The 26,820-nt window shown below is 42.0% G+C and carries 17 protein-coding genes and 1 pseudogene; 4 read left to right on the top strand and 14 right to left on the bottom strand.

Annotated features, from left to right (window positions below; translation table 11 throughout):
- The first annotated feature begins 59 nt into the window (after window positions 1–59).
- The 3 genes from EZ449_RS05895 to EZ449_RS05905 are packed head-to-tail and all read left to right on the top strand — an operon-like array spanning window position 60 to window position 2,247.
- Window positions 60–1,100 (top strand): SDR family oxidoreductase, encoded by a 1,041-nt coding sequence (locus EZ449_RS05895; RefSeq protein ID WP_131557051.1) that lies wholly within the window; start codon window positions 60–62, stop codon window positions 1,098–1,100.
- Window positions 1,097–1,462: a hypothetical protein gene (locus EZ449_RS05900; RefSeq protein WP_131557052.1), complete on the top strand. Its 366-nt coding sequence runs from the start codon at window positions 1,097–1,099 to the stop codon at window positions 1,460–1,462. The genes EZ449_RS05895 and EZ449_RS05900 overlap by 4 nt, the downstream gene beginning before the upstream one ends.
- An 11-nt stretch (window positions 1,463–1,473) precedes the next feature.
- On the top strand, window positions 1,474–2,247 hold the full coding sequence (locus tag EZ449_RS05905) for a helix-turn-helix domain-containing protein (protein ID WP_131557053.1): 774 nt from the start codon (window positions 1,474–1,476) through the stop codon (window positions 2,245–2,247).
- 828 nt (window positions 2,248–3,075) lie between these two features.
- Here EZ449_RS05905 and EZ449_RS05910 read toward each other — a convergent pair.
- Entirely contained in the window at window positions 3,076–3,312 is a 237-nt protein-coding gene (locus tag EZ449_RS05910; protein ID WP_131557054.1) for a helix-turn-helix domain-containing protein, read from the bottom strand.
- 383 nt (window positions 3,313–3,695) lie between these two features.
- On the opposite strand from EZ449_RS05910, the pseudogene EZ449_RS23605 reads away from it, so the two are divergent.
- Window positions 3,696–3,857 (top strand): annotated as a pseudogene (locus EZ449_RS23605) (IS256 family transposase); the annotation flags it as partial.
- Window positions 3,858–3,965: 108 nt separating this feature from the next.
- Here the strand turns inward: EZ449_RS23605 and EZ449_RS05920 are convergent.
- The 13 genes from EZ449_RS05920 to EZ449_RS05975 all read right to left on the bottom strand — a co-directional run bounded on the left by EZ449_RS05920 (window position 3,966) and on the right by EZ449_RS05975 (window position 26,722).
- Window positions 3,966–5,438 carry a sensor histidine kinase gene (locus EZ449_RS05920; RefSeq protein ID WP_131557055.1) on the bottom strand — a complete coding sequence of 491 codons (1,473 nt, stop codon included), beginning with the start codon at window positions 5,436–5,438 and terminating at the stop codon, window positions 3,966–3,968.
- An 11-nt stretch (window positions 5,439–5,449) separates the two neighbouring features.
- Window positions 5,450–6,250: an alpha/beta fold hydrolase gene (locus tag EZ449_RS05925; RefSeq protein WP_131557056.1), complete on the bottom strand. Its 801-nt coding sequence runs from the start codon at window positions 6,248–6,250 to the stop codon at window positions 5,450–5,452.
- Window positions 6,251–6,345: 95 nt separating this feature from the next.
- A complete protein-coding gene (locus EZ449_RS05930; RefSeq protein WP_165499710.1) occupies window positions 6,346–6,639 on the bottom strand; it encodes a helix-turn-helix domain-containing protein in 294 nt (97 codons plus the stop codon).
- A gap of 202 nt (window positions 6,640–6,841) precedes the next feature.
- Window positions 6,842–7,048 (bottom strand): cold-shock protein, encoded by a 207-nt coding sequence (locus EZ449_RS05935; RefSeq protein WP_131557058.1) that lies wholly within the window; start codon window positions 7,046–7,048, stop codon window positions 6,842–6,844.
- Between the two features lie 758 nt (window positions 7,049–7,806).
- Window positions 7,807–7,932, bottom strand: coding sequence for a hypothetical protein (locus tag EZ449_RS23265; protein ID WP_262711108.1), 126 nt, complete (start codon window positions 7,930–7,932; stop codon window positions 7,807–7,809).
- Window positions 7,933–8,679: 747 nt separating this feature from the next.
- The gene (locus EZ449_RS05940; RefSeq protein ID WP_131557059.1) at window positions 8,680–10,101 is read right to left on the bottom strand and encodes a sialate O-acetylesterase; all 1,422 of its coding nucleotides are present in this window, start codon (window positions 10,099–10,101) and stop codon (window positions 8,680–8,682) included.
- A gap of 63 nt (window positions 10,102–10,164) precedes the next feature.
- Window positions 10,165–11,748, bottom strand: a complete 1,584-nt coding sequence (locus EZ449_RS05945) for a family 43 glycosylhydrolase (RefSeq protein ID WP_131557060.1) — start codon at window positions 11,746–11,748, stop codon at window positions 10,165–10,167.
- A 69-nt stretch (window positions 11,749–11,817) separates the two neighbouring features.
- Window positions 11,818–12,807, bottom strand: a complete 990-nt coding sequence (locus EZ449_RS05950) for a BT_3987 domain-containing protein (protein WP_131557061.1) — start codon at window positions 12,805–12,807, stop codon at window positions 11,818–11,820.
- Window positions 12,808–12,834: 27 nt separating this feature from the next.
- On the bottom strand, window positions 12,835–14,625 hold the full coding sequence (locus EZ449_RS05955; RefSeq protein WP_131557062.1) for a RagB/SusD family nutrient uptake outer membrane protein: 1,791 nt from the start codon (window positions 14,623–14,625) through the stop codon (window positions 12,835–12,837).
- A 20-nt stretch (window positions 14,626–14,645) separates the two neighbouring features.
- A complete protein-coding gene (locus tag EZ449_RS05960) occupies window positions 14,646–17,753 on the bottom strand; it encodes a SusC/RagA family TonB-linked outer membrane protein (protein WP_131557063.1) in 3,108 nt (1,035 codons plus the stop codon).
- Window positions 17,754–19,290: 1,537 nt separating this feature from the next.
- Complete coding sequence (locus EZ449_RS05965; RefSeq protein WP_225872243.1) at window positions 19,291–20,547, bottom strand: PQQ-dependent sugar dehydrogenase; 1,257 nt, start codon at window positions 20,545–20,547, stop codon at window positions 19,291–19,293.
- A gap of 21 nt (window positions 20,548–20,568) precedes the next feature.
- Window positions 20,569–23,322: a glycoside hydrolase family 2 protein gene (locus tag EZ449_RS05970; RefSeq protein ID WP_131557064.1), complete on the bottom strand. Its 2,754-nt coding sequence runs from the start codon at window positions 23,320–23,322 to the stop codon at window positions 20,569–20,571.
- A 166-nt stretch (window positions 23,323–23,488) separates the two neighbouring features.
- Window positions 23,489–26,722 (bottom strand): glycoside hydrolase family 2 TIM barrel-domain containing protein, encoded by a 3,234-nt coding sequence (locus EZ449_RS05975; RefSeq protein WP_205942951.1) that lies wholly within the window; start codon window positions 26,720–26,722, stop codon window positions 23,489–23,491.
- Window positions 26,723–26,820: the final 98 nt, after the last annotated feature.

Consider the following 26,820-nt stretch of genomic DNA (forward strand, 5'->3'; position numbering starts at 1 on the left):
ACCTACCGTAGAAGTTAATTCTTGAGATTTGTATCAGATTTATTCCTAAAAAGAAAAAGATGGAAAATAAGGTAATGGTTTTAGTGACTGGCGGAAACGGATTTGTGGGAATGCAGATTGTTTACCAGTTGCTAAAAAAAGGATATTCTGTTAGAACAACTGTTCGAAATCTGAAAAGTGCCGACAAAGTAAAGGAAGCCCTAAAAAACAACGGAATCACATCGTTTGAAAACCTTTCATATGCAGAGGCAGAACTCACCAGGGACGAAAATTGGGCGCTGGCAATGGAGGGATGTAAATATGTATTAAGTGTTGCATCACCGGTATTTTTCGATAAACCTAAAAATGAGGAAGAAGCCATTCTTCCTGCAAGAGATGGAATCTTACGTATTTTGAGATTCGCAAAAAAAGCTGGCGTTAAAAGAGTGGTAATGACATCCAATTTTGGTGCGGTTGGCTTTACTCAAACGGATAATAAGAGGATAACAACTGAAAAGGATTGGACGGATACCAACAATAAAAGTGTTTCCGTTTACGAAAAATCTAAAACATTGGCAGAAAAGGCCGCGTGGGACTTTATAAAAACAGCTGGTGGAAACCTTGAATTCACCACCATAAATCCTGTGGCAATTCTAGGTCCGTCATTGGATGCACACGTCTCGGGAAGCTTTTTTTTGCTTCAAAATTTACTGACAGGGAAATTTAAGGTGGTGCCGAATATTCCGTTAAACATTGTAGATGTTCGGGATGTCGCCGATCTGCACATTCGTGCGATGGAAACACCAGAAGCCAACGGACATCGATTTATCGCTACCGCAGAAGGGCAGATTTCTTTACCAGAAATTGCAGTACTCTTAAAAAACAAGCGTAAGGAAATTTCAGAAAAAGTATCCTTAAAAAAACTACCCAATTGGGTTTTAGCCGTTTCCTCAATTTTTAGTCACCAAGCAAAAGAAGGTCTTTTGTTCACTAAAATGAACCGGAATATTAGCAATCAAAAAGCTAAAGAAACTTTGGGCTGGAAACCCATAGCCACACAGGAAGCTGCCATTTTGGAAGCTGTAGACACCATGATAAAATATAATCTAATCAAAAAATGATTTCAAGAATAATTAGCGGAATTTTGCTTTTGGCAACAGTTTATTTTGGCGTAAGCCACGGTTCAAGAGTATTTCAAAAGCCAACACAACAGTATTTAGAAATGATGAATGCGCTAGGAATTTCAAACCCTATGCGCATCGCATTCAGTATTTTATCCATAGGTTCGGCATTACTCATTCTTATTCCAAATACTTTTTTCATAGGAAACGCAGCAAGGGCTGTACTGCTAGTGTTAATGATGGCTTTGGCCTTAAAGGCAGGAAATTATAAATTTGCACTAATTGAAATACCATTTGTAATGATGCCATTGATCCTAATTTATTTTGGTCATCCTTTAAAAAACACCACATTTAACTTTTAAAACAGAAATTATTGAGATCGATTGCAGAAAATACCACCACCAATATCCTAAAGGAACAGTTTATTCCAGATCATGTATTTATATATGTGGCTAAGGGTGCTTTACGGATTTTTGATGGCGATACCAACTATATTTTCAAATCTGGCGATGCATTTTTGGCAAGAAAAAACAGGTTGGCGAAATATGAGTTGTTGGAAGACAAAGATCCTTTCGAACCCATTCTATTTTGTTTCGACGAACCATTCCTGAAAGAGTTCCAAGCAAAACATCCTTATAAAAAATCAGGCTCTAAAACCAATAAGGCTTTAATCAACATTGAGAAGAGTGTATTCCTAACCAGTTTTATAAAATCCGTTAAGCCGTATTATAAAGATGTTATGGAATTGGATGCCGATTTTGAAGATTTGAAATATGAAGAGCTCGTAATCATTCTACTCAAACAACAACCTGAACTTATTGATTTATTATTTGATTTTGCCCCGCAACAGAAAATAAATCTCGAAGCTTATATGAACAAAAATTACACTTTCAATGTGAATTTAGAGCGATTTTCGATTTTAACAGGAAGGAGTTTGTCTGCATTTAAAAGAGATTTTAAAACCATTTTTAATGAAACGCCGAATCGATGGTTGGTGAAAAAAAGATTAGAGGAAGCCCACCTGCTCATTTCCAAAAAAAAACAAAAGCCATCCGACATCTATCTTGATCTGGGTTTTGAAAGTTTATCCCATTTTTCTGTTGCCTTCAAAAAGCTCTTCGGAATAACACCTAAAGAATTGAGGTGAAGACAAATTTAAACTAACATTCTCAATGCTTTCTAATGTATTATTTAAGTATTACAATCGGATTATCGCACCCTTATTTCTTCTTTTTTCTTTAATGTTTTTCAACTTTATTCTTTAACGAATTTTCAAAATTTATCACGTCCTCACAATGCTCAAAAAGGGTCGAACTTTCGCGGATTGACTCTATGCAACCGGCAACAAAATCCGTGCAAATCAGAATTAGCACTACCAAAATTCTTAAACGTACCATATCAATTTCCTTTAAAGCAACGGAAGTCGGAAAAATCTAACTAATTCTGTGACTTTTTATTTAATAGCTCTTTGCAACAAAGAAAATTTAACAGTGCAAACTTTGTGCAAATAAAAAGCCCCACTCGGAAGGAGCGGGGCTAACTGATTGATTATCACCTATAAATGCTGGGCTCGAACCAGCAACACTCTGATTAACAGTTAGAATAGTTCAAACCTCTACATTTAATTATATAAGTAAGGCGCATTTAGCTCAATAAATAGGCAGCAATAAGATTTATTATTTAAAAATCAACATGTCATCTGCATGTAAAATCGATAGGGCTCCCGAACGGGAGCCCTAAGAAAAGTGTACCGATCAACGGGACTACTTTCAATATTTGAAAGCCTTTCTATTGCTTATAGAACCGATCGTGGATGATTTAAAGTTGAAAGGATTTTTATAATTTCGAGCAAAATTTTAGAAATTACCTCAGCTAAGACCTTCACCGGGAAACTTTGAACCAAAAAACTTGGCATTTTCGAATTCAGTTATAGTTAATTATTTAGTGAAGAAATTACAAAAGCAAAATCTGTCTTTTAAAAAGAACGCTTGGCTTTTCTTTTTTGCTTTTCAATAAATTGAATTTCTGTATCAGTCTGGATCTCCATTTCAGTTAATTGATGCCCAGTTTCAATCCATTTGATTAATATTGGCTTAGAAAAATAAGGGCGCTTACCCTGTTTGTAATAAGGAATTTGTTTTTTACTTACTTTACTATAGATCGTATTTACCGAAAGTGTCAATAGGTGTGAAGCTTGTTGTATGTTTAACATTGTATCTTCGAATCAGATAGCATCTTCTTTTGGTTTTGATAGAAGTTGAAGCAATATGTCTAATTTTTCATTTATAATGCCAACTTGGGCGGGTAGGTCCTCAAAAGTAGTCTTCAAATATCTAATTTTTGATTAATTAAATTTAAGCTTATATAAATTGTTAATAATGTAAATGCCAAGAATGTGCAAATGGTAAATACCGAAAGAACAATGTTTGATTAATATTTTAATTATCAATAGGTTACTCTATACAAGCAACCACTAACCCTCTGACTATAGGTCAAGGGTTACATTACTTAATATAATTGAAGACAAGCACCAGAAGCGGTCAACGATATTTATATCACAAATACCGGTAAAGGAATAGTATGATATAATTGGTGACAAACACAATTGAAAGATTTCATCGACAGGTAAGAAAGGTATCCAAAAATACGGGTGCATTTACATCAGATATGGCCATGATGAAACTGATATACCTGGCGCAGAAGAAAATCAGCCAGAAATGGACAATGCCCCTGAGCAATTGGGCTACAACTGCTTAGAAACTTGGTTGGCCGCAGCGTCCGCCGAAATCAGAACCATTACTTGCTAGATCTGAGGTTAAAAGAACAAATAGAGATTTTCAAAGGGAACATAAGAATGTTGCTTAACTATTCTTCTAAACGAGGAAGCATAAACCAAAAACTGGCGCCTTTGCCTGGTGAACTGTCTACACCAATGGTTCCATTATGCTTCTTGATTATCTCTGCCGAAATATAGAGCCCAAGGCCTAAACCTGATACCTGCGCTCCACTATTGTCCACACGGTAGTAGCGGTCGAACAAATGTCGCTGTTTTTCTTTGGATATGCCCAGCCCATTATCAATCACCGTAACTTTAATGCATTTCTCCAACTGTTCAACAAGGATTCTTATGTTTTTTGATTTGGGGGCGTACTTGACAGCGTTATTGACAAAATTTGTGATCACCTGCGATATCCGGTCCTGGTCGGCATATGTTTTAAGCGACACATCACCTTCAAATACGATCTTGTGCAGGTCTTCATTGAGGAGGCTGCAGCTGTCCTCTATAGTTTCGAAAATGTAAAAATCCGTTTTGTTCAAATGGAGCTGTCCATTTGACATCTGGCTTGCATCTAAAAGATCAGAGATAAGTGTGGTAACCTTGCCTGCGGTTCTGGAAGCCTGGTCAATAAGACTGATTACTTTCTTGGACTGTATTTCAGGCTTAAGCCTATCCAGTAACTGTAGCGAAGCCTTTAAGCTGGTCACCGGCGTCTTTAGCTCATGGCTGGCAATACTTATAAAATCATCCTTTTTCTGAAGGGCCTTCACGTGTTCATCGATATTAAAGCAAGACCCAAACCATTTGTTAAGCTTGCCATATTCGTCTTTGTGTGGTGCACCCTTGATCAGGTGCCACTTATGCGAGCCCGGCTCCCCCTCTAGCCTCAAGGTAACATTCAGCTCCGTTCCCTTGTTAAAGCTATTGTGCCATTGGTCAATAAACAATCTTCGTTCTTCAGGGTGAATCCTGAGCAGTAGGCGCGGGGGATGGACAATCCGGCGTTCAATGTTAAAGTACTGAAAAAAGCGTTCGTTGAGGTAATCTATGCGACCATCGGCATCAGCTTTCCAGATAATCTCTGGAATGAGGTCTGCCAGAAAAGCAAACCTTCTTCTCTCCAAGTCTGCCTGTTTTTTCGCGGTAACCAGTTCTTTTTCGAATTGCTTACGGTCCGTAATTTCATAAAGTGCCGCATTGATCGCCGCAATTCTATTTTCATTGTCCCTAATAGTTGTTGCGCTCAGCAGAATAGGAAAGATTTTACCTTCTTTTCCAATCAGCTCATAACTAAGTTCCTTTACCTTTCCATAAACATTGATCATAGGACGGAAGAACATTTCAAAATGCATATTGCCGCCTTTTGAAATAAGATCGGAAAACTTTTTTTTGAATAGGAGATCCTCTTCCTGCTCCCCTAGCCATTCCAATAATGTCTGATTGACCTTAATTATCGTCCCATCTGGGAAGAACGATACATAACCACATGGCGCATACTGATAGAGTGCCTCTATATCAATCAGTGATCCAATATTTTCCCTATTATATGCTGTCGACAATTTTCGGTCTATTAATTATTATTCAGATATGCCTTTATCGCCGCAATCGTTTCTTCAGGTTCGCTGATATGTGGGCAATGTCCTGTGGCTTTCATTACAACAAGCTGATTGCCCTTAAGGTTTGCGTGGATGTAATCGCCAACCTCGAGGGGGGCAATTATATCATCTGAGCATTGTAAGGTAAGGCTTTCGACATTTACGTCGTTGAGATCCCTACGGTTATCGGAAAAGAAGGTAACCTTTGCAAATTGCCGGGCTATGTCCGGATCGGTAGAACAGAAACTGCTCGTCAGAAATTCTCCGAGTTCCGGTCTATCTACATTCCCCATGATTGCCGGGGCCAGTGCGCTGGACCAGCCAAGATAGTTATGGTCCATAAACTCGAAAAGTGCTTCAAGGTCACGCCGTTCAAATCCGCCCCTATACCCCTCCTCATTGAGGTAATGGGGAGAAGGACTGATAAAAATAAGTTTTTCAAAAAGTGCAGGATTAATCTTTGCCGCCAGGAGGCCGATCATGGCACTAACGGAATGACCTATAAAAACAGAGCCCAGAATGCCGAGCTCAGCGCAGACTTCCAAAATATCCTGTGCATATCCGTTAAGTGTAGCATATCTCACTTGGTCATATTGGCTAAGATCAGATTGCCCAGAGCCGACATAATCAAACAGGACAAGTTTATACTCATCGGTAAAGGCATCGATAATAAACTTCCAGGAGTTCTGATCACAGCCAAAACCGTGGGCAAAAACTATTACCTTTTGGCCATGCCCGATAACATTTACGTTATTTCTTTTTAATGGGGATTTCATGATGGCAGAAATGATTAAGGCTCAAAGGTACCAAATATAAACTATTTAGATGTGTGGCATAAAACATATGAGCAGGAGAAGCTAGAAAATCAAAATCACTGGAAATCGGAGAATTTGATACGCTCAGGGTGATCCCTTTCCACAACGGAGATGAGTAGCTCATTTGGCGTAAGCACCAGCAATTCCACCGCACCAGCTTGCAGCACTTCTGCAATCTGAAAAAGACGCACTAAGGTGAGCTGTGCATGTCCCATTTCAATTTTACTATAGCCATTCTGGCTGACCTCGATTTTGGATGCAACATAATTCTGGCTAAAGCCACGGTATAGCCGCAGGTTTTTTATGTTATGTATCAAATTCTGATTTTCAGGGCGCAGTTTACTATTCATAAAACAATTATTCATTATTTGTATACTTAAAAATCCGCGAGGGATTTGTTTAAAATGTATACATAGGATGTCTCTCAAAGGGTTCAGCCAAACAATTCTATAGGTCTTATGCCATCAAGCAACTCACCATGAGGTTTCTTCTCATGAATAAAATAATTCAACAAGTCAATAAGCAGCAATCTTCGGTTTTTATAAAATTCTATTAGTTGGCTTTCTTAAGGACCTGTATAATTTCAACTGCCCGTAAGCCTTCTGTCGTTAGGACGATCTTAAAATTCACTTTCTCCCCCAATTCCGGTTTATCAACAAAACCCTCATGCGTAAAATCAATATTTTGATCATTGTCATCCACGATAAATCCAATACCTGTTTTTATGTTGATGCTCTTAATCCTACCTCTTCTGATCATGTATGTTCCCAAAAAAAATACAACCACAAACTACCTCCTAATGTTTTTAAAACAGCAAAATTTAACAAAAATTCACATTTAGCTCAGGAGTATGACAGTTTCCTGTACAATGGATTTACACGCAGGTTCCACTAGAAATCCCGACAAGTGCTTAATAAGAATTATCAATTACCTGACATTAAGATATTTGTCCATGCATACATAGCAATTGGCTAGGTCTTGCTACGGTTCCATATGCACCTTGGGCGGCGCCTTCAAAAATGTGGTAGCCAGTTATCAGTCATGATTTGTGAGCTCAATAAAACCGATATTACAACAAATATATTGAGCCATAGTTCCTAGTACTATATTTGTGAAATAGTTGGTCTGGCTTTCTCCGCCCAGCTCATTGACAAGTAATCTGGTACGAATCAGCACAACATGAGCTGAAATAAGTTGCAGTGTAACCATGGAATGTTTTGTTGATAGAAAGTCCTTTAATAAGCCAAGCTCCACTTATCTGTATGCCTAAAAGTGCCGGGAGCATCCATCTAATCTCTAAAGCCATTTTGTTTTGACAAATGCAGTTGCTTTATTTGAAATGTTGACAGATAACGGATAACCCTTAAAGGATGTTAGATTTTTTCCCTGATGTTATTAACGCATCGTCCCTGCAAACGACTATCACATACCGACATTTTTTTTTGAACATTATTTCAAGTGGCAGATCGTATTGCTCTCTTTGGTTTTATCCAGCGCATCGGGAAAATGAAGGATACCTAGAGTGGCGAAGTTGCCTTGATGCAATAGCTGATTCTTGCGCCCCCATTAACTGCAGTTAACAAAATATGATCTACTGTGCCCGGCAAACCAGACCAGATAATGTCCTTGTCTGCCTTCACCATAGCCATAACTTTCTAATAGGATTCCTCGTTAGGGATTATGGCTCCCTTTGCGTCAGCCATATAACGTAAGTATAAACCCGCAGATCCCTGCGGACCCCGTTCAAGAAAATTGATCATGAATTCCTGGTTATAATGGCAAAGTATTTAGCCTTCCAATCTAAATTTCGGTGCTCATCAAAATCGGAGTCTGTGTGGGATAACTGTAGGTATCACTCGCTTTATAAACCTGATCAATATTATTCCATATTTTGGTCGCGGATGGCCAATAAATCATTGTGGCAATAACATCTAGCTTACTATCACGAAAAGTTGCCGCATCCGTACTGCTCCGGGAATAATCCAGTCCTCCCCTTTTCCCGGCCCGCCAGCGATGGGATTAACCATGGTTAACTTATAGGGACCTTGAAGCTGATAGGCTGTGGTAAATATTGAAAACCACAAATTAATTATGGATAATTCAAACCGGTCCCATGGTTTTTGGCCAGTTAGCTTTTTCCGATGCCGGATCGAATATAGGTTTCACGTTATTTGTTAAGGTATTCTGATTTCCAATCGCACTGGTTCGTTTTCCGGTAATCTAACCTTTGGTTGCTAAGCAAAATATCAGCATCAATATCAATAATAAACATCTGTTCTTCAAGTGGTCTCAGTTTTGGATAATCACCATCTCGAATATTGAGGTTATGATAGATTGCAGAACATCCAGCGTTTTATTAATAGGCAGCACTTCTCACTAAAACGTTAGGGTCATTTCTCTGATGTAAAGGTTGCTGCAGGCAGCCCCTCCCTATTGAACAATGTGGCAGTACTGCCATCGCTCCATGCATACCTGGCGTACACGGGATCAGTTATATTATGGTTACTTAAAATGACTTTTCTCTCCAATATTTTTATATCAGCTTTCATGAAAACCTTATCCTTACCCGCAATCTCGAAATTATCTGGATTATTTCTGGACAGCACGAGGCCGGATCCCACCGATGTGAACTTAACGATTAAGCGGTTACCGATATGCTTAGCGCTTTTATAAAGTGGACCTGACGGCACCTGTTTTAGATGATAATCATTGTTTAGAGCAAACCTCGCCAGCCGATCCCCGACTTCTTGCTTATAAGGGGGGTGGGCGGTTTTCAGATAACCGATATCAAGAGTAGTTACCATCCCCGATTTAGGCAGGTTGAGTCCATAACGCTGCGCATCCCTGAGCTTTTGGGACTGTTCTTTCTGGTCATCAGCTTTATAAAGATAAGGGGCTAACTGCACATAGTAAAATGGCAGCTCCTCATCCCAGCTATTTCGCCAGTCCTTGATGAGAGCGGGAAAAAGCCGTTTGTACTGTTCGGCCCGGCCAACGTTCGACTCTCCCTGATACCAGATTATGCCCTTAAAAGTATATGGAACAAGCGGATTGATCATCCCGTTAAAAAGTGCAGTCGGTGTATTACTGTCTAATTTAACACGATCCAGGGAATTGACGGTCTTATTAAAATCTCCAAATTTTTCCAGCATCGGTCTGCTGGTCCAAGCTTCAGCCGGTGTTCCGCCTATGGAGGATTGAACAATGCCGATGGGAACATGCAGCGTTTTGTGAAGTCTACGGGCATAGAAATATGCGGTTGCACTGAAATTGCCTGCTGTCTCAGGAGACATTGATGTCCAAATAGCCTCAACAGTATTTAACGGTGTGGAGGCTATTTTAAAAGGAACTTTAAAGAACCTGATGTGAGGATAATCAGCCATTTCGATTTCCTTTTTGGAATTGAGGATCGTATCACCGGGCGGCCAGCCTTTCAAAGGTATATCCATATTGGATTGACCTGACGCGAGCCAAACCTCTCCGATGAGTATATCCTTTATCAAAAGTTCAGTGTCAGGGTTTTTAATGGTTATAGTGTAAGGACCACCCGCAACGGGTGTCTTCAACTTCAAACGCCAGCTCCCTTTTGCATCCGCTATGGTTGACACCCGTTTGCCCCAGTCTGCCAACACCGTAAGTCTTTCCCCTGGCCCACATTTCCCCCATATATTGACTGAGCTCTTTTGCTGTAAGACCATGTGATCGGAAAATAAAGCCGTCACGCTCAACGGTTCACCAGCCCTTGCCGAGACGGGCATAAATACGGAACAAAAACTCAAAACCAAGAAAGTGTAGACATATTTCATATTCATTTTAATTTATTGATATCAAACGATTTTAGTTCATCAAAACAGGCAATCAGGCAGGGATTGGATTTAATTTAATCCCTGGTATTGAAAGTTCCTGAATTGGACTTCTCCCTCACCTGTGGCAAACAAAGCTGGGCGGAGATACCCCCAGTCACCAAGTATGTTATGGTGGTAGCCTGATATCTCGGTGACAAAATCCATTCTTGTCCATTCTTTTCCGTCCAGGCTATAATAGCATAAAAAATCATGATGATCGTTCACCAACCGCAGAAAGACGCTATCCTGGCTTATCCCAGAAACCATCCTGCCCCTGCCACCATTATAAAGCCGATAAATAGCATCATCGGTAAATTCAAGGCCAACATAATATTTGGAATTGTAATACAAAACCAGGCCTCCTTTGGCACCCAAAGTACCCTTAGAAATATTAACGGTTACCTCATAAGAGTTATTTGCAGGCATTAGGGTGAGTGGTTGTGTATTTTCTATAGAACTTCCTGTTCCTTTAATGGACAGTGAATTGTTCCCCACGTTGAAACTTGCCGTATTCCGGTTTTTAAGAATGTTCCACTGGCCTTTTAACCGGGTTCCCGCAAAATCGTCGGATAAACGATCATTGCCTGAAACCGCTTTCCCCACCGGCTTTTTTAAGGGCTTTGCGGGATCGGCGCCTTTTGGTACTTTGAACCAACCGTCATTCGTCCATTCAATCGGTGAAAGCAATATCTGCCTGCCCAGGGTCCTGTCAGCAGCTTCGAAGCCATGGAAGATCATCCACCATTTTCCGTCAGGCGAATCAACGAGGGTACCGTGCCCAGTAGATGCCCATTTATTACTCCTCTCAGCATTTCTGACAATAGGATTGTAGGGGCTGTTTTCCCAGGGGCCAAAGGGTGTTTTGGAACGCGCTGAAACCACCATATGGCTCGTAGGCGGCCCAGCTGTCCCACCTTGCGCAGCGGTCATGTAATAATATCCGTTCCGGTATGTCAGTTTTGGTGATTCCAGGCAAAAACATTCGGTAATCCAGTCTTTGGGATATTGCCAGCCCTCATAAATCCTCTTTTCAGGTCCGGTAACGCTCATTCCGTCGTCAGATAAGGGGGCCATTCGTCCGTCGTTAAGATATAGATAACGCTTACCGTCCGGGGTTGCCAGGTGTCCGGGATCTATTCCGCCAATCTTTAAATCAACCGGCTTGCTCCATGGCCCTGCCGGATTTATAGCAGTAACTACCCAATTTTTGCCACCTGCGGGGAAATAAATATAAAATCTGTCTTTGAATTTAATGATGTCCGGTGCCCACACGCCCCCTACAAATTCTGTTAGTGCATTGGCGATCGGTGCCCAGTTTACCAGATCTTTTGAGTGCCAGACGGTCAATCCCGGAATGTTATCAAATGAGGAATGTGTTAAGTAGTAATCTTCTCCGTCCCTAACAACAGAGGGGTCAGCGTAATTGCCCTTCAGTACGGGATTCAGATAAGTGCCGTTACCTAAGTCAGCAGAATACCGGTTCTCCACAGTTTTAATATGCTCCCTATTGCTTTGGCTATAAGCGCTAAATTGTAGAAACAAAAGTAATCCGCAGGTAAGTGATGTTGTAATTGGAGTTTGCATGTATTGAATAATTAATTTAATCTTGGTCATGGTAATATTAATAATAAAAGGGGGCCTTACCGGCTGGGGCCAGGTACAAATGCCGGCAAGGCCACACTTTTAGAAAGCGTAAAGTTCTGCCAAATGGGTTACGCCAGAGCCGTAGGATGAATTAATGGTAATCTTAAAATACCTGGCCTGTTTACTATAGGCTGACGGAAAAAAAACGGATTGTAAAGCCTGGCTATTCGCTAGGTTCAATGTTCCATAATCTGTCCATGTAACATTATCGGTACTTAATTTCAGGTTCACCTCATTGGGCTTGCCATCGTCACCGCTCTGCCTTGCCAAAAACGACAGTCCGTGAAATGTTTTAAGCTCACCCATGTCGATTGTCAGATAATGTGGGGGTGAAGCTGTCCCGTTCTGCCACTGGGAATGCCAAAAAGTTGTGTTTGCCCCATCCAGCACAAACACCGCGCGTCCATTGTTCGGACCTTCACCATTTGCCTCCTGAGAGGAGAAATCCACAATACTAAATTTTGAGCGGTCAAAGTTCTGGTAGTCGGCAAGATCAGGCAAAGCTCTGACAACATAGTAAACTGTTTTTAGCGATTCACGTACTTTCACAGTTGGACTGGATAGTGTCACCGGTAACAGATAGGTTGTAAAAGCTGTCATTGCGCCGCTGCCCGTTGTTTTAAAACTTATCTTCAGGGGTTCGGTCCCCAATTTTCCCTGTGGGATTACCGAGTTTGTAGATGACATACTGTAAGAAGCAGCCGGCAAGACCTGATAACTAGTTTTATTGGCAGCATTATAGGTCGCTACCAAAGAATTATCTACAGCAAATGAAACTGGCACATCTGTGTCCGGATATCCATAACCACCATAGTCTGCTCCAAAAACAACAGTCTGTATTAGGTTTTCCTTAACTTTTAAGTTGGTAGTCACCGGCCCGTTTATGCCTTGGGGCATATATACATTGATATAACTTTCCAAGGGCTGATCGGGAAGATCAACATTATCCTTGCAACCGAACCATGCGGCTGAGCTTACTAATCCCAACAGGAAAAGTAATGCTTTATATTTTCTCTGAATTATCATCATTAGAAATTTTTCATTAAAAGGGGAAGATTACCACCCCGGGTTCTGAACTACAAGCTTGGACCGGTCCATTTCATATTGGCTGATCGGGAAGAAATAGGATGCAGGGAATCTGAACAGGTGCTGGCTTGCCACTACCCTTTTGTAAAAAGTATCATCATTTTTGTTCACGTCCATACCGTGCATATCTCCCATTACCTGGGCTGCTATTTTCCAGCGCCTTATATCAAACCAGCGGTGCGATTCGAAAGCCAGTTCAATTCTTCTCTCCTGCCATATCCTCGCACGTACATCAGCCTGACTAACCGGAGCTGCTAAATTTGCACTTCCATACTGTGGAATGCCTGCACGTTCCCTGATCATGTTAACGTATTTCAAAACATCGGCATTGCCAGGGGAATATTCGTTTAATGCCTCAGCATAGTTTAAATAGATTTCGCCCAATCTGAACAATGGCAAAGTACGTGTTGCCCTTGCTCCATTGCCCCCTGATCCATTATTGGTTGCAGGATTAACATTTTTTCTAACCAGATAACCGGTCTTTGTGAAATCGGTGGCATGCCCGTTTTTACCGCTTCCTCCCAAAAAGAGAAATGAGATCGGCGCAGCGGCCGGCATATTACCACCCTGGAATATTGCATTATTATAGGTTACAGAAGCATAAAAACGTGGTTCACGGTTTATATACATGTTATAAACCTTGACATTATTCTGGGTCGTGAAACCCGTTTCAGAGTAGATCGGTGACTCATTGATCGTTTTTCCATCGTTCATGAAATAAGCGTCGACCTGTTCCTGCGTAACGCCTACACCGTTCCATCCACCAGCTTGACGTGGCATGCTATTGGTATCGTAGGCCGGCAGATCGTTCGTTTTCCGGGAGAATATCTGCTCGGAATTCCATTGTTCTGTAAATATACCCATATACGACTGTAGCGGATCACCGTTGGAGGCTTTATACAAGTTGTAACGACCCAGGTCGATTACGGCTTTAGCGGCATCAGCTGCTTTTTTCCATTTCTGAACATCGTAAGTCTGGTTTATCAATACCTTTCCATCTTTATTTTTAAAGTTCGCAAAATCTGCATTACCATTGAATTCAGGACTAGCGGCGTATAACTGTAACCTCGATTTTACTGCAAGCGCAATCCCTGCAGTGGCCCGGCCGAATTCATTATTACTAAGCTGTCCGTTACTAGATGGTACAGCTGGCAGCACCGCCGCAGCCTTATCGAGTTCACTTGATACATAATTGACACATTCGTCATAACTGTTTCGCGGAAACTGCATTTCACTGGACTCCACATCAACAGGAATTTCAGTTTCGGGCATGATAACTACCGGACCGTATTGGCGCATCAACAAAAAGTAGAAATATGCCCTTAAAAAGCGTGCTTCAGCTTTATATTGATTGATTAACTGCTGACCATTCAATGCCAGTATTTCAGCATTCCCATCGATATGGTTGATAAAATATGTAGCAGAACGGATACCCTTATAGTAATATCCCCACCGGTCGAACAGTGCATTACTTGCCCCTAGATTACCGATGTTCAGGCTATAGTTCGAATACTTTGACCAGGTAATATCCACTTCGTCCGAGTTACCTTCCCAAGGGGTATTTTCCCAAACATTCGAAACATCATCCACATAGCTGTACACATTTGCGAGGTATTGCTCTGTTGGGCCTTTTTTCTGAAAAACAGATTCAATGGTGATCCTGTCGTCTGGGACCTGATCGAGGTATTTCTTGCAGCCTGAGCTTGCCAGTAACGATGCAATGATCATTACCATGCAGATTTTTATATTTTTATTTTTCATTTCGTTTAAACTTCAGGTATTTATTTGAAAGTACATTTGATGCCAAGGTTATAGGTTTTCAGCAAAGGGTAGTTCGCTCCCTTACCATCACCCAACTCTACATCCCATAGCTTGAAATCACTGACCGTCCAGAGGTTATAGCCGATAAAGTATATGCTTAGATTCGACATGCCCGTTTTCTTAAGCCAGTTTGCCTTATTGAAATCGTAACTCACCTGAAGGGTCTGCAGGCGTAGAAAGGCACCATTTCTAACCCACCAGGTACTATTGGCATAGTTCATATTGTCATTGCCATAGGTCAGCCTTGGGTACATTGCATTCTGGTTCTGATTTTCCGGTGTCCATCTGTCAGTGATCTGTGCCAATAAATTGCCACGTTCACCACCCTGGCTGAACGGCTGCAGTCCATCACCATTAAGGCTGACGTCAACATTGCTGATCCCCTTGAACCAGGCAGAAACGGCGAAGCCTTTCCAATTGACTGTTGGACCAAAACCATATACAATTTCGGGGATTGAGCCGTAGCCAATAGGCCCCTGATCAAATCCATCAATTCTTCCATCGCCGTTCAGGTCTTTATATTTAATGTCACCCGCCCTGTTGGCACCTGTTTGATAAGGACTGTTTGCCACATCCTCGTCACTGGTGAAAAGTCCGAGGGCAGTATAACCAAAACGTTGCCCGAATTTCCGGCCGATGCGCTGTTGCCATGGGTATGGCCATGGAGCGTTGGCGTCATTGATTATAATCGCCCTGGTCCAGGTCATAGATCCCCTAAGGCCCAGTTGCCAGTCATCACCAATACGCTTGTTGTATTCGATGGTTCCTTCTAGGCCACGGTTATGGATCTCGCCAAGATTTGCGTATGGCAGTGTCCGCACCCCTAGATAATCCGGCACATCACCACGCTGACGGAAAATCGCTGTGCGGAATTCCTGGAAAACATCAGCCGTGATCGACAGACTGTTATTGAGGGTTTTCAGCTCAAGCCCGATGTTCTGTTTGGTTGCTTTTTCCCAGCTAACGTTAACGGCATAATCGCCGATATCATATCCAGTGATATTCTGGTCAACGCCATTACCATATGAGTAGTTGCCATTGCCCCCGTTAACTGTAGAGATATAACCGAACCTGCGCCCGCCAATGTCACTGTTTCCCACCTGGCCCCATGAATACCTGATTTTTGCAAACTGGACAATGTTCGTTAAGGGTTTGAAGAATTTTTCTTCAGACAATACCCAGCCCACACTGAAAGCAGGAAAAAATCCGAAACGCTTGCCAGGGGCGAAGGTCTCTGACCCATTATAGCCAAAATTAACATCAGCAAGATATTTATTATCATATGCATATGTTGCCCGGCCCGCAACCCCGAGGTAGCGGTAAGGAATAGAGGCGATGAAATCTCCAGCGAAGGCATCCTCCCTATCCTGTGCATTGAAAATAGTCATTGCTCCTATAGCATGTTTATCGATAGTACGGTTGTAGTTGATCTGTGCTTCGGATGAAAACTGCCTGGTTCCACCATTGGCTCTCTCATAACCGAGGAAACTCGTACCATTGGATACCTTATCTAACAGCAACGCATTGGTCACAGCGTCCCTTCCTCTGGCCAGATACCCATCAACTGACTTGGTACGTCTGATGGTATGTGAATTATAGTTATCAAAAGAAAACATCGCTGTCGCAGAAAGACCTTTTAAGATCATATCCAGATTTTGTGTCACCCTGATATTGCTCCATAATTGGCTCCTGAACTCGGTAACATAACCACTTTGGGTCAACAAGGTGTATGGGTTGGCGATATCCCCTGTTCTGATAGCGGAATTCAAGCCATTGGAATAGACCTTGGGGATAAGGATCGGGGGCATGATATATGCTGAACCCCAGATCGATTCGTTTGAGCTGCCCGGATAATTACCATTACTGATCCAGCCTGATGCGCCAAAATCGACCTTGGTGGTTTTGGTAACGTTTAGGGTCAGGTTAGAGGTAAAATTATACCTTGTGAATTTTATGGCTGAATTATAACTGGCAAGTTCATCTGTTTTAAACAATCCCTCCTCATCATAATAACCCAGGGAAAGATAATACTGTGCGTTTTCCGAGCCTCCATTTGCATTCACCCTGGCCCGTCTGTTCTGACCTGTTTTATTAAACAGCTCGTCAAACCAGTTAACATTTGGATAGAGATCAGGATCAGTTCCAGAGGTGGTTTTATTGATCCTGTCTGCCGAGTATTTTGGATTTGGATCAGTTGGATTACTGCTCTTATAGGCCTCATTTGCAATCTGCAGATAAGTTACGCCATCAGCAAACTCGGGTATTTTGGTAAACTGGGTAATGCCCTGGTCATATTGAAGGTTTATGACCGGTTTGCCCAGCTTGCCTTTTTTTGTTTCAATGATAATTACGCCATTCGCACCCCTCACGCCGTATACTGCTGTAGCCGAGGCATCTTTGAGGATACTGAAACTGGCAATATCCTCGGGATCCACGTTGGCAAACTCCCTTTGAACACCATCGACCAGGACAAGGGGACCACTGCTGGTAAAGGTTGAAATACCCCGGATATAAATTTCGGAATTGTCGTAGCCTGGTTGACCGCTACGCTGCACGCCGATAATCCCTGCGACACGTCCGGCAAGTAAATTTGTAAGATTGGCCACGGGCTGTTTAAGTTCTTCGGCCTTTAAAGTACTGATTGCTCCAGTTGAGGTGATTTTTTTCTGCTGACCATAGGCCACAATCACCACATCATCAAGCCCGGTTTCGGAATCTTTAAGTGTAAGGTCAATATTTCTACGGTCACCGACTACAATCTCCTGATTGACGAAACCAACGAAACTAAAAACAAGGGTAGCATTCCCTGAACTTACACCAATACTGTAGGTACCATCTTTTTTAGTTAGCGCGGATGCGCTTCCGTTTTTTTCCTTTACGGAAACTCCAGGGACAGGCAGCCCCTTTGGGTCGCTAACTTTTCCGGTTACCTGAAGCTGTTGCGCCAGTAAAATGTTGGCAGAAAGCACAAAAAGCCCGATCATAAAAAACATTTTCAGGGCATGACTTGATATTGATCCTACGTGGAATGGTTTTCCACAGCGGTATGCTGTATAGGTTTTATACATTTGGTTAGATTTTAAATAAATATTTGTTTGGAAATTTGATTGTCAGACGACATCAGTAAAGTCTTCAGTGATTTTACTAATGACAAATACCCAATGCATCCAAAGTTTAGGAATTATATTATCAAAAGGCCCTCCTTTCTGTTGTTCTTAGAATATGGTTGCTGGAGTTGTAAAAAGGTAGATGGTGATAAATGAAATTCTACAGATATAATTGAAAGTTTAAGCGTACCGATAACGTTCATAGCAGATAGATTGTTACCTGTCAGCTTAAAATATAATCTTTTTTGGTAGCAGTACATTGGGTTTTATTTGATTGATAGTTTTCGCTTTCTTTCTGTAAGCTGTAGTATATAGCTCTAGTTGGCCTTTAAATTACCAGACAGTTTTAAGAGCGCCGGTGAATACCGGCAGCTCTATTACAAACTTCAAGTGTGTGCTATCGGCTTAAATTTAATTTCTATACTAAATGACTGCAATGCCTGTAGCCTATCTGACTATACAGATTACACTGTTAACCAAGGGGTTAAAACGTTAGAGAGCGGTAGACACGCACACACCTACACCCATAAAGGTTTTAAATGGGAGGATTTGCCGATTCTAAATTTTATCCCATTTTATTGTCATTTCCTACAGTTTGTTTCGGCAAAAAGGTTAAATGGCTTTTGTCATTTTCTAATAATTACATTCAATTTGTTGATACAAATAACATCAAATATGTTATTGCTGAGATTGTCGCATCATTCATTTTTTTTGGCAGATTGTACATTTATTTGGCTCTAGGGTATATTAGAGACTGAAAACTGATTTTAAAAGGAATATGGCTACAGAAATAGGAATGGCAAAAAGGCGCGGGGTAGGCATAATACGGTCATGGATGATGCATTCTCCACGAACAAAATTTGCGGAACGATCCTGCGAACCTCTACCAATACTTTTGTTTAATTTCTATCCGCCGGCTAGCTTAATTGTTAGAGAGAGCATGCTCCAATAATATGCTTTCCCAATTCACCAAAGCGGCATAATACAAGCTGAGAGCGCCTGCTATAACATGGTACATTTAGAACAGGCTGGAGAATAATTGTTTTACGCGGTAACAAGACTGAAAAAATTCGGTGCATGTCCAGGGTTCTTAAATTTCCCTGGCAATAAATAAGCTACCGACCGGAACCCCAAAGAACAAGGCCCGGCTCAGAGCAACATTTCCTCCGCTAACACTTGCAGGATAGGTCGCTTATCGTAAAACTGTAGTGAGATAGAATTATTGCAATAAGCCAAGATCACATAATAAATCAATACAGACCTAAAAACTTGACCACTATGCAGTACACATTAGGAAATTCGATACGTTCATTTGCAAAGTGTCGGTCACCTTTGGTCCTCGGGCAAACATTTAAGGAAAGCTCCTGCCGGAGCAGGAAAAAATTGTAAAATTCATGATAGTTGTTATATTAAACTCCAATTAAATGCATGCACTTTATGTATTTCTCTATGAGGTTTTTTTGGGGAAGCAGACTTTAAGAGTTGAAACTTAATTATTTTATCTCACGATCTTATACACCTTACCATTTTTGTTTTCCGGACCGGTATCGGTATTGATCAACACGTACAGTTCGCCTGAGGGATCTTCACCAAAAGCTGTTATTTTAGCGTATTGGGCAATGTTGGTGAAAGACAATTTGCCCCTTGTCCATTTGCTTCCTACCTGTTTGAGATAATAGCCCCTACCGGTCCAATCGGCAAAAATATATTTGCCCTTGATCTGCGGGTTTTCGCTTCCATTGTAAACATAACCACCTGTTATCGAAACCCCTTCACTATGGTGGTATTCCGCAATGGGTGCAATCATTTCCTTAATCTTACAGCCCTTATCAGGATTATAACAATGTGTACCTTCCATTAATCGCCAACCATAATTACCACCCTTTTTTACAATATCCACCTCTTCCCAGGCAGATTGCCCAACATCTCCTGCAAATAACTGTCCTGAAGCCTTATCAAAAGAAAAGCGCCATGGATTTCTGAAACCATAGGCCCATATTTCGGGCTTAACATTGGTCTTACCAACAAATGGGTTATCTTTAGGCACTTTATAACCCGAATCGGCGTCGATATCAATCCTCAATATTTTACCATGCCAGGTATTCATATCCTGCCCATTGCCAATTTTACCATGCTGATCTCCCTGCCCGCCGCCATCTCCAAAAGAGACATAAAGGTAACCATCAGGGCCAAACTGTAAACACCCGCCGTTGTGGTTTCCATCGGGTTCTTCAATGGTTAAAATGATGTGCTCGCTTTCCACATCTATTTTATTCCCACTTTCCGCCAGTTTATATTCTGCCAGCACACCGGTGTGGTTGGATTTTTTAACCGAGGGTATATCGTAATAGAGGTAAACTTTTTTATTCTTTTTAAATGCAGGATGGAGTGCGATACCAAGCAGACCGCGTTCTTCGTAACCGTTATTGAGTTTGACCAATTTATCTTTCAGATCGATTAAAGGTTCATCGAGCAATTTTCCTTGCTGTACAACCCTGATCCTGCCAGACTGTTCGGTAATCCAGGCCTGTCCATTATCTGGAAAAACGATTGCCGTAGGTGCCTGTATGTTCGAGGCCATGACCTGGACCCCTACCGAAATTGCCGGAGTTACTTCTTTTTTATTTATGGCCTTCTTTTGTGCCGCAACCAGCATTGGCAAGATCAGCATTGCCGAAAGTATGCCATTAGCAGCAATTGCGCGGCGCATTGAAAATAACTTAAAAACAGTTTTATGGGACGGTATGTTTTTCATTATAGGTTTTAGTTGTATCGTTTAATGGATGAAGTCGAAAAGTAAGGTACCGCTAAAGGTTTTGCCATCTGTTTTGTACTTTTGGCTTTGCGGGCCCATCACTAAGGCCGACTGAAACTTGGTACCGATTGCGCTTATGCCTTTTAAGAAACCGATACTTCCATCTGGAAAAGCGGGCTCCACATTGTTATTGCTTAACGCAGCAGCCTCGCGGGCTGATCGGTACATTTGCAGGTAAGTGTCCTGATCAGGAGTGTAAACGGTAAACGTCGCTTCCTTATTTTCGAACACCACCCAGTTTACTTCGCCATGGTAACCTTTAAACTCCGGATAGCCCCAGGATTCACCCGTAATGGTATTGTTGTAATCTTTATGCCAAACACCAAATTGTTGACCTTTCAACCTGTTTTTCCAAACACGGTAAGGTCCGCGGCCGAGGTACTTCATTCCAGTAATTTTCTCCTCCGGATAATTAAAAGTAATGCCCATAAAATCGGCATCGCCCTGCTGGCTAAACTGGTATTCGAGCTTAACCAATTTTCCGGGTTCGAATGTCCATTTTGCATTTAAATGTCCAGCACCCTCGTAATCTGATTCTACGGTATATTTTTGTCCAACGGCCTTGAAGGTGAAATTTTTCAATGTCATCTTTACGCCTGCCAATAAAGGACCTTTTGATAAGGAAATGGCGGCATTGGGTTTAAGCACTTTTTCGATATAACCAGTTGTTTTATCGAAATAATAGGTAATACCATCCTGTTTAACCAAAAGCGACTGATCCTTTTCTTCAGCTGTCACAGCCGAACTGGAAGCGGTCGTTTCTTGCTTTCGGGCAATGAATTGAGCGGCCTTAATCGGCCAGCTCCAGGTAAATATTTCCTTTTGATCGGGACCATAGGCTGTTAGATACAGGGCATCGCTCTGCGCCCATGATTTGGGTAATGATAGATCAAGGATCCCCTTTATACCTGGCTTTAGGTTTGATATGGCAGATCCGCTTGCATTCACAGTTGCTTTTGTTGCTACATCCTTAGCGGAAGGGAAATTGACAAGCTTCCATTTAAAAGTACATTGATTAAAACTGGTAAAATCGAACCTGTTGGCGATGGAGATTTTACCATTAAATTTTTCATCAATTTTTGGCAGATCGACAAAAACCGGGGACCATATTTCCTTTATCGCGTAAAAACTTCCCTCCTTTTCCCGGTGGGGACCAACAATCCCATCTGGGGCATGGTTTCCATCGCCATCATAAATACCGTTTTTGTCGGTTCTGATTACATTTTCATCAACCAGGGCCCAGATAAAACCACCTGCACCATGTGGGTGGAGCATCATCTGGTTCCAGAAATCATCTAAGGCAGCGCCGGCCCCACCATCATAAAGGGCATGCATAAACTCGGTCGGGAAGAAAACCTCCTTACCTGAGGTAGCCGCCTTTACCATATAATTATAATCTGGATAATGTTTGGTATCAGTTCCGTTAAATTTCTCCCAGGGATGGATTACAGTACGTTTTTGCGGATCGTACATGGCATAATCGTTATCGAGATCAGTATTAAAACCGCCCTCGTTGCCGTTGGCCCAAAAAATAATCGAAGGGTGGTTCACATCTCTAATGACAAGTTCCTTCACCAACTTATGCCCTACGCTATTATCGTATTTGGCCTGCCAACCCGTAAGTTCATTGATTACGTACAAGCCAAGTGAATCGCAAACATCCAAAAATTCGGCATCGGGAGGGTAATGCGACATTCGGACGGCGTTCATATTCATTTCTTTCATCAGCCTTACATCCATCAAATGCACGGCTTTACTTAATGTGCGACCAGTTTCGGGCCAAAAACTATGTCGGTTAACCCCTTTTAAAAGTATTTTAACACCATTCACATAAAAGCCATCATTGCGACGTACCTCGAGCGTACGGAAACCGAATTTCTGCTTTACCTGATGAATAGTCTGCCGTTTATTTTTTACACGCACCACCACTTGATACAGATTTGGAAATTCTGAACTCCACAAGGATGGATGCGGGATACTGGATTTCAAGGTTTGCATGCTATCCGTTAGATTTGCTTTCACGGAAAACGCCTTGCCTACATTTTCGCCATTTAATTTCTTCACCTGGGCTTCGATCACATCGTTTGCTCCTAGGTTCTGTCCATACACATCGAGCTGAAACGAACCATCTGCCTTGGCGTTAACCGCAACCCTTTCGATAAACTTATCGGGAACGGTTTCGAGATAAACAGGCCTGAAAATACCGCCGAAAACCCAAAAATCACTTTTCCTCTCGGCGCTATTGATTGAAGCATTGGCCGACATTTTATCTACCGTAACTTCCAGCTTATTCTTGCCTTCGGCTTTTAACAATGTTGTGATATCATATCTAAAACGATAAAAACCGCCCTGGTGCACCTCTCCCGCAAGTTTCCCGTTCACCGTAACCTTGGTATCGGTCATGGATCCCTCAAAAACAATGAATATTTTTTTTCCGGTAATCTTACCTGTTGTAAATTCGCAACGGTATAGCCCCTGCTCTTTTGCCTTATCCTTATCATGCCCGTAATTGTAGCTTCCAAAACCCTGCAACTCCCAATTGGAAGGTACCGGGATCTTACTCCATACCCCACTCTTGCGGCCACCAGTACAATAAAAGTCCCATTGTCTGGTATGGTCTTTATCTGTCCCGGAAAGGTAGGTTCTTATGGTTTCCTGCGAAAAAGCGGGATATGAAACCAATAATAAAAACAGGAAAAGTAATCGTTTAATCATGATGTCTAAAATTAGCAATAGTAGCCGCCTCAGAATTAGTTGCCTTCTACAGCCCTAAAATCCGGCGCTTACAAGATAAAAGAATTTGCACGGAGGTAAGACTTAGCTATCTATTTTATTACAATTACAGGTCTATAGCTAGCTATGGACCTGTATAAATTGTTCTTTATTGTTTGCCGGTAAGTATGATCTGATAACTAAAAGATGTTGGTTTTGCGTAAACAAGATAGGGTTTCAAAGGTTTTGGTCCGCAGCCCCAAGAGCCTACACCCAGTGTTTTATGGCTTATACACATTACTGTTCCCTTGCTTTTGGGCAGGTCGATTTTATATTCCACATTTTCCATTTCCTCATCGCCGTAGGGCAGTACGCCAAGCTGAAAAAGATCTTTTCCGCGTTTGATACTCAGGCCGAGGCCACTGGTATTCGTAACATTGGCCCATCGTACATCCTCGTGGTTCCCACTTTCCATCGGTTTCTCATACGGTGTCATCTGTTGGATCACACTGCTTGAATAATGACCGATATCAAATCCGCTTTTCCGGTCGGCGTAGTTTTCCATAGGCCCACGGCCCAAGTAATCCACTTTATTTAGATCCGGGTCCAAAAGCAGGCGGACACCGATTCTGGCCAGTATTAACTTCGGATCGCTAAAATCAACATCGTTTGCGGCGTTTATCATTCCATTGCCATTAATAGTATATACGATATGGTGGTGAACCTTAAAATCCTGTTTACCAGTTCCGGTAAGATCGACTTTAATTTCGACAATGCCTTTGCTGATCTGCGTGGCCTTAACCTCATTGGCTACCCAACTGATTGATTTCAGCCCCTTTTTTTCCCAATCCGGATAAGCCCACATATCATCTTTACGGTGGGGTGCACGCCAAAGGTGCAACATTGGTCCGCCATTAGCCTGGAGGATACTTTTTCCATCCTTCTCCATTTTAGAAAAAGTACCCTTTGATTTATCAAATTCCAGAGCAAAATCATTGCCTTTAACCTGAATGCTTTCTTTCGAATCATACATGGTCAAGCTGCCGGAAACCTGAACAGCTGCAGATGGGAGAGCAACGGGAAGTTCAAATTGTTGCGAAGCAACCTCATATCCTTTTTTTGCCCAGTTTTTATCTGCCGAAAGGTCAAACGAAATCCTTAAAAAATATTCGGCTCCCGCTTTAGGATTGAATGTATATGGAATTTTTATATTCTTTTCATCACCCGGCCTGATTGATCCGGTAATAAATACGCCGGAAGAAAGCGTTTTTCCATCTTCGGTCAACTCCCATTTGGCATTTAAGCTGCTGATATCGGTAAACTGATAGCGGTTCTTAAGGGTTATAATACCATTTTTAAGGTCTTTATCCCGAATACTGATCCATTGGTAGGCATGTTTTAGTTCAGGAAAGTGCGGTTTGGGCGAACGGTCTGAAAAAACAACGCCTTTATGGATAAAATACTGATCATTAGGATATTCGCCAAAACCACCACCAAATGCGGTAATGGGATGTTTTGGATCACGGTTATTATAAATCCCCTGATCTTGCCACTCCCATATGGCACCGCCCAATAAGGCAGGATATTTATCAAAAAGTTCGTTGTAGATATCAACCGAACCCATTGAATTGAACATCGCATGGGCATATTCGCATAGGTAAAAAGGTTTATGCAGGCTCTGGTCATTCGCATGTCGCTCAAGGCTTGCCACATCGGTATACATTTGGCTGTCGATATCTGCAGGATTATTTTTACCTGTACCAAAACCCTCGTAATGTGTTGGGCGCGTGGGATCGATATCCTTTATGGCCTGTAATGCTGCCCTAAAATTTTTACCCCCACTGCCGTTTTCATTCCCTAATGACCAGATGACTACTGATGCATGGTTCTTGAAGTTTTCGGTATTGGCGACATTCCGGTCTATGATAGCGGCTTTGATACGCGGCTCATCGTTAAATTCGTTCATCGCGCCATGGCATTCAACATTGGCTTCGGCAACAAGATAGATACCATATTCATCGCATAGTTCGTACCAGCGGGGGTCATTGGAATAATGGCTTGTACGGACATGGTTACAGTTGGCCTGTTTAATCAGCACGATGTCTTTTACCATCTGTGCTTCTGTTACCGCGTGCCCCACATCAGGCCAGTTCTCGTGCCGATTAACCCCTTTTAATTTGATGGCAACACCATTTACAAGAAACTGTCTGCCTTTTATCTCAATCTGCCGGAACCCGGTCTTCGAGGACAGGATCTCTACATCATTTTGTCCTCCCTTAAGCCTGATCACCGTCGTGTAAAGGGCGGGTGTTTCCGCAGTCCACTTTTTAGGATTGCTCACGTTAAATTTTAAATCTATTGTTACCTCCTCGCCAGGTTTTAAAGCTGGTACTATTTTTTTGTCCGCAGATCCGGAAACCAATGTCTGTCCGTTGTACAGTGATGCATCAATAATTCGTGGTCTAGTAGCCTTTGCACCATAGTTCCTGATTTTTGTAGATACCAATACTTCGGAATTTTTAAACTGCTTATCCAGATTGGTTTTGATAAAGAAATCGCGGATATGCTGCAAGGGAGCGCTCCAAAGCGTAACATTCCGGAAAATACCACTCAAACGCCACATGTCCTGATCTTCCAGGTAACTTCCTGTGGTAAAACGGTAAACCTCTACAGCCAGGGTATTTTTGCCCGGTTGCAGGTATTTCGTTAAATCGAATTCCGCAGCGTTACGACTATTAACGCTGTAACCTACTTTTTGCCCGTTAACCCAGATGAAAAAACCTGCGTCTACACCATCAAAACTAATAAAGATTCTACGGCCTTTCCATTCTGCGGGGATTGTAAAATCGCGGCGATAACTTCCTACCGGATTCCGCTCCTTAAAGGCGGTAAATTTTTCGGGAGGCGTACTCATTACCCTGGGGAAATCTTTCTGAAAAATATAATTGAAATTGCTGTAATAAGGCGTACCATATCCCTCTACCTGAAAGTTGGATGGAACCTTAATCTCTTTCCATCCTGAAACGTCATAACCGGGCTTGTAAAAATTGACCGGACGTTTCTGAGGCCAGTCTACCCAGTTAAACTTCCACATGCCGTTTAAACTTTTACTGAAAGTTGAGGCATGCCTGTTTGCGGCAAGCGCCTGCTTTAAGCTGGCATAAGGCATTAATGTTGCATGGGCCTGTTCTTTGTTGATCCCGATGTTCTCAGGATCTTCTATCTCTTTGGGAACCGATGCCGTATCACGAGCAGATAAAAAGTTGCCCTCTTTGTTCTGGGCCTCCAAATCAGTAAGGGACGCGAGAAGAAGAATGAGTATCCAAATGGTTTTGTTAAGGAATAATTTGCACATAAAGGCTTTAGGAAATTGATTATTGGTTTGGTTATTTTTGTGTATCATCAGAATTATCCCGATTTTATATAATATGTTAAGCATGTGTTACCTGTAACATACCCGGAGATAGCATACCTTCCCCAGGCATGTGGCATCCAATACCT

Origin of the sequence: Pedobacter frigidisoli, from assembly GCF_004331675.1 — a bacterium.
Classification (GTDB): domain Bacteria; phylum Bacteroidota; class Bacteroidia; order Sphingobacteriales; family Sphingobacteriaceae; genus Pedobacter; species Pedobacter frigidisoli.

What these genes read in the sequence shown, in the direction of transcription:
- EZ449_RS05895 (WP_131557051.1), top strand. Translation starts at nt 60, where the DNA reads ATGGAAAATAAGGTAATGGTTTTAGTGACTGGCGGAAACGGATTTGTG.
- EZ449_RS05900 (WP_131557052.1), top strand. Translation starts at nt 1,097, where the DNA reads ATGATTTCAAGAATAATTAGCGGAATTTTGCTTTTGGCAACAGTTTAT.
- EZ449_RS05910 (WP_131557054.1), bottom strand. Translation starts at nt 3,312, where the DNA reads ATGTTAAACATACAACAAGCTTCACACCTATTGACACTTTCGGTAAAT.
- EZ449_RS05925 (WP_131557056.1), bottom strand. Translation starts at nt 6,250, where the DNA reads ATGAAATCCCCATTAAAAAGAAATAACGTAAATGTTATCGGGCATGGC.
- EZ449_RS05930 (WP_165499710.1), bottom strand. Translation starts at nt 6,639, where the DNA reads ATGAATAGTAAACTGCGCCCTGAAAATCAGAATTTGATACATAACATA.
- EZ449_RS05935 (WP_131557058.1), bottom strand. Translation starts at nt 7,048, where the DNA reads ATGATCAGAAGAGGTAGGATTAAGAGCATCAACATAAAAACAGGTATT.
- EZ449_RS23265 (WP_262711108.1), bottom strand. Translation starts at nt 7,932, where the DNA reads ATGGTGAAGGCAGACAAGGACATTATCTGGTCTGGTTTGCCGGGCACA.
- EZ449_RS05940 (WP_131557059.1), bottom strand. Translation starts at nt 10,101, where the DNA reads ATGAATATGAAATATGTCTACACTTTCTTGGTTTTGAGTTTTTGTTCC.
- EZ449_RS05945 (WP_131557060.1), bottom strand. Translation starts at nt 11,748, where the DNA reads ATGACCAAGATTAAATTAATTATTCAATACATGCAAACTCCAATTACA.
- EZ449_RS05950 (WP_131557061.1), bottom strand. Translation starts at nt 12,807, where the DNA reads ATGATGATAATTCAGAGAAAATATAAAGCATTACTTTTCCTGTTGGGA.
- EZ449_RS05955 (WP_131557062.1), bottom strand. Translation starts at nt 14,625, where the DNA reads ATGAAAAATAAAAATATAAAAATCTGCATGGTAATGATCATTGCATCG.
- EZ449_RS05960 (WP_131557063.1), bottom strand. Translation starts at nt 17,753, where the DNA reads ATGTATAAAACCTATACAGCATACCGCTGTGGAAAACCATTCCACGTA.
- EZ449_RS05965 (WP_225872243.1), bottom strand. Translation starts at nt 20,547, where the DNA reads ATGAAAAACATACCGTCCCATAAAACTGTTTTTAAGTTATTTTCAATG.
- EZ449_RS05970 (WP_131557064.1), bottom strand. Translation starts at nt 23,322, where the DNA reads ATGATTAAACGATTACTTTTCCTGTTTTTATTATTGGTTTCATATCCC.
- EZ449_RS05975 (WP_205942951.1), bottom strand. Translation starts at nt 26,722, where the DNA reads ATGATACACAAAAATAACCAAACCAATAATCAATTTCCTAAAGCCTTT.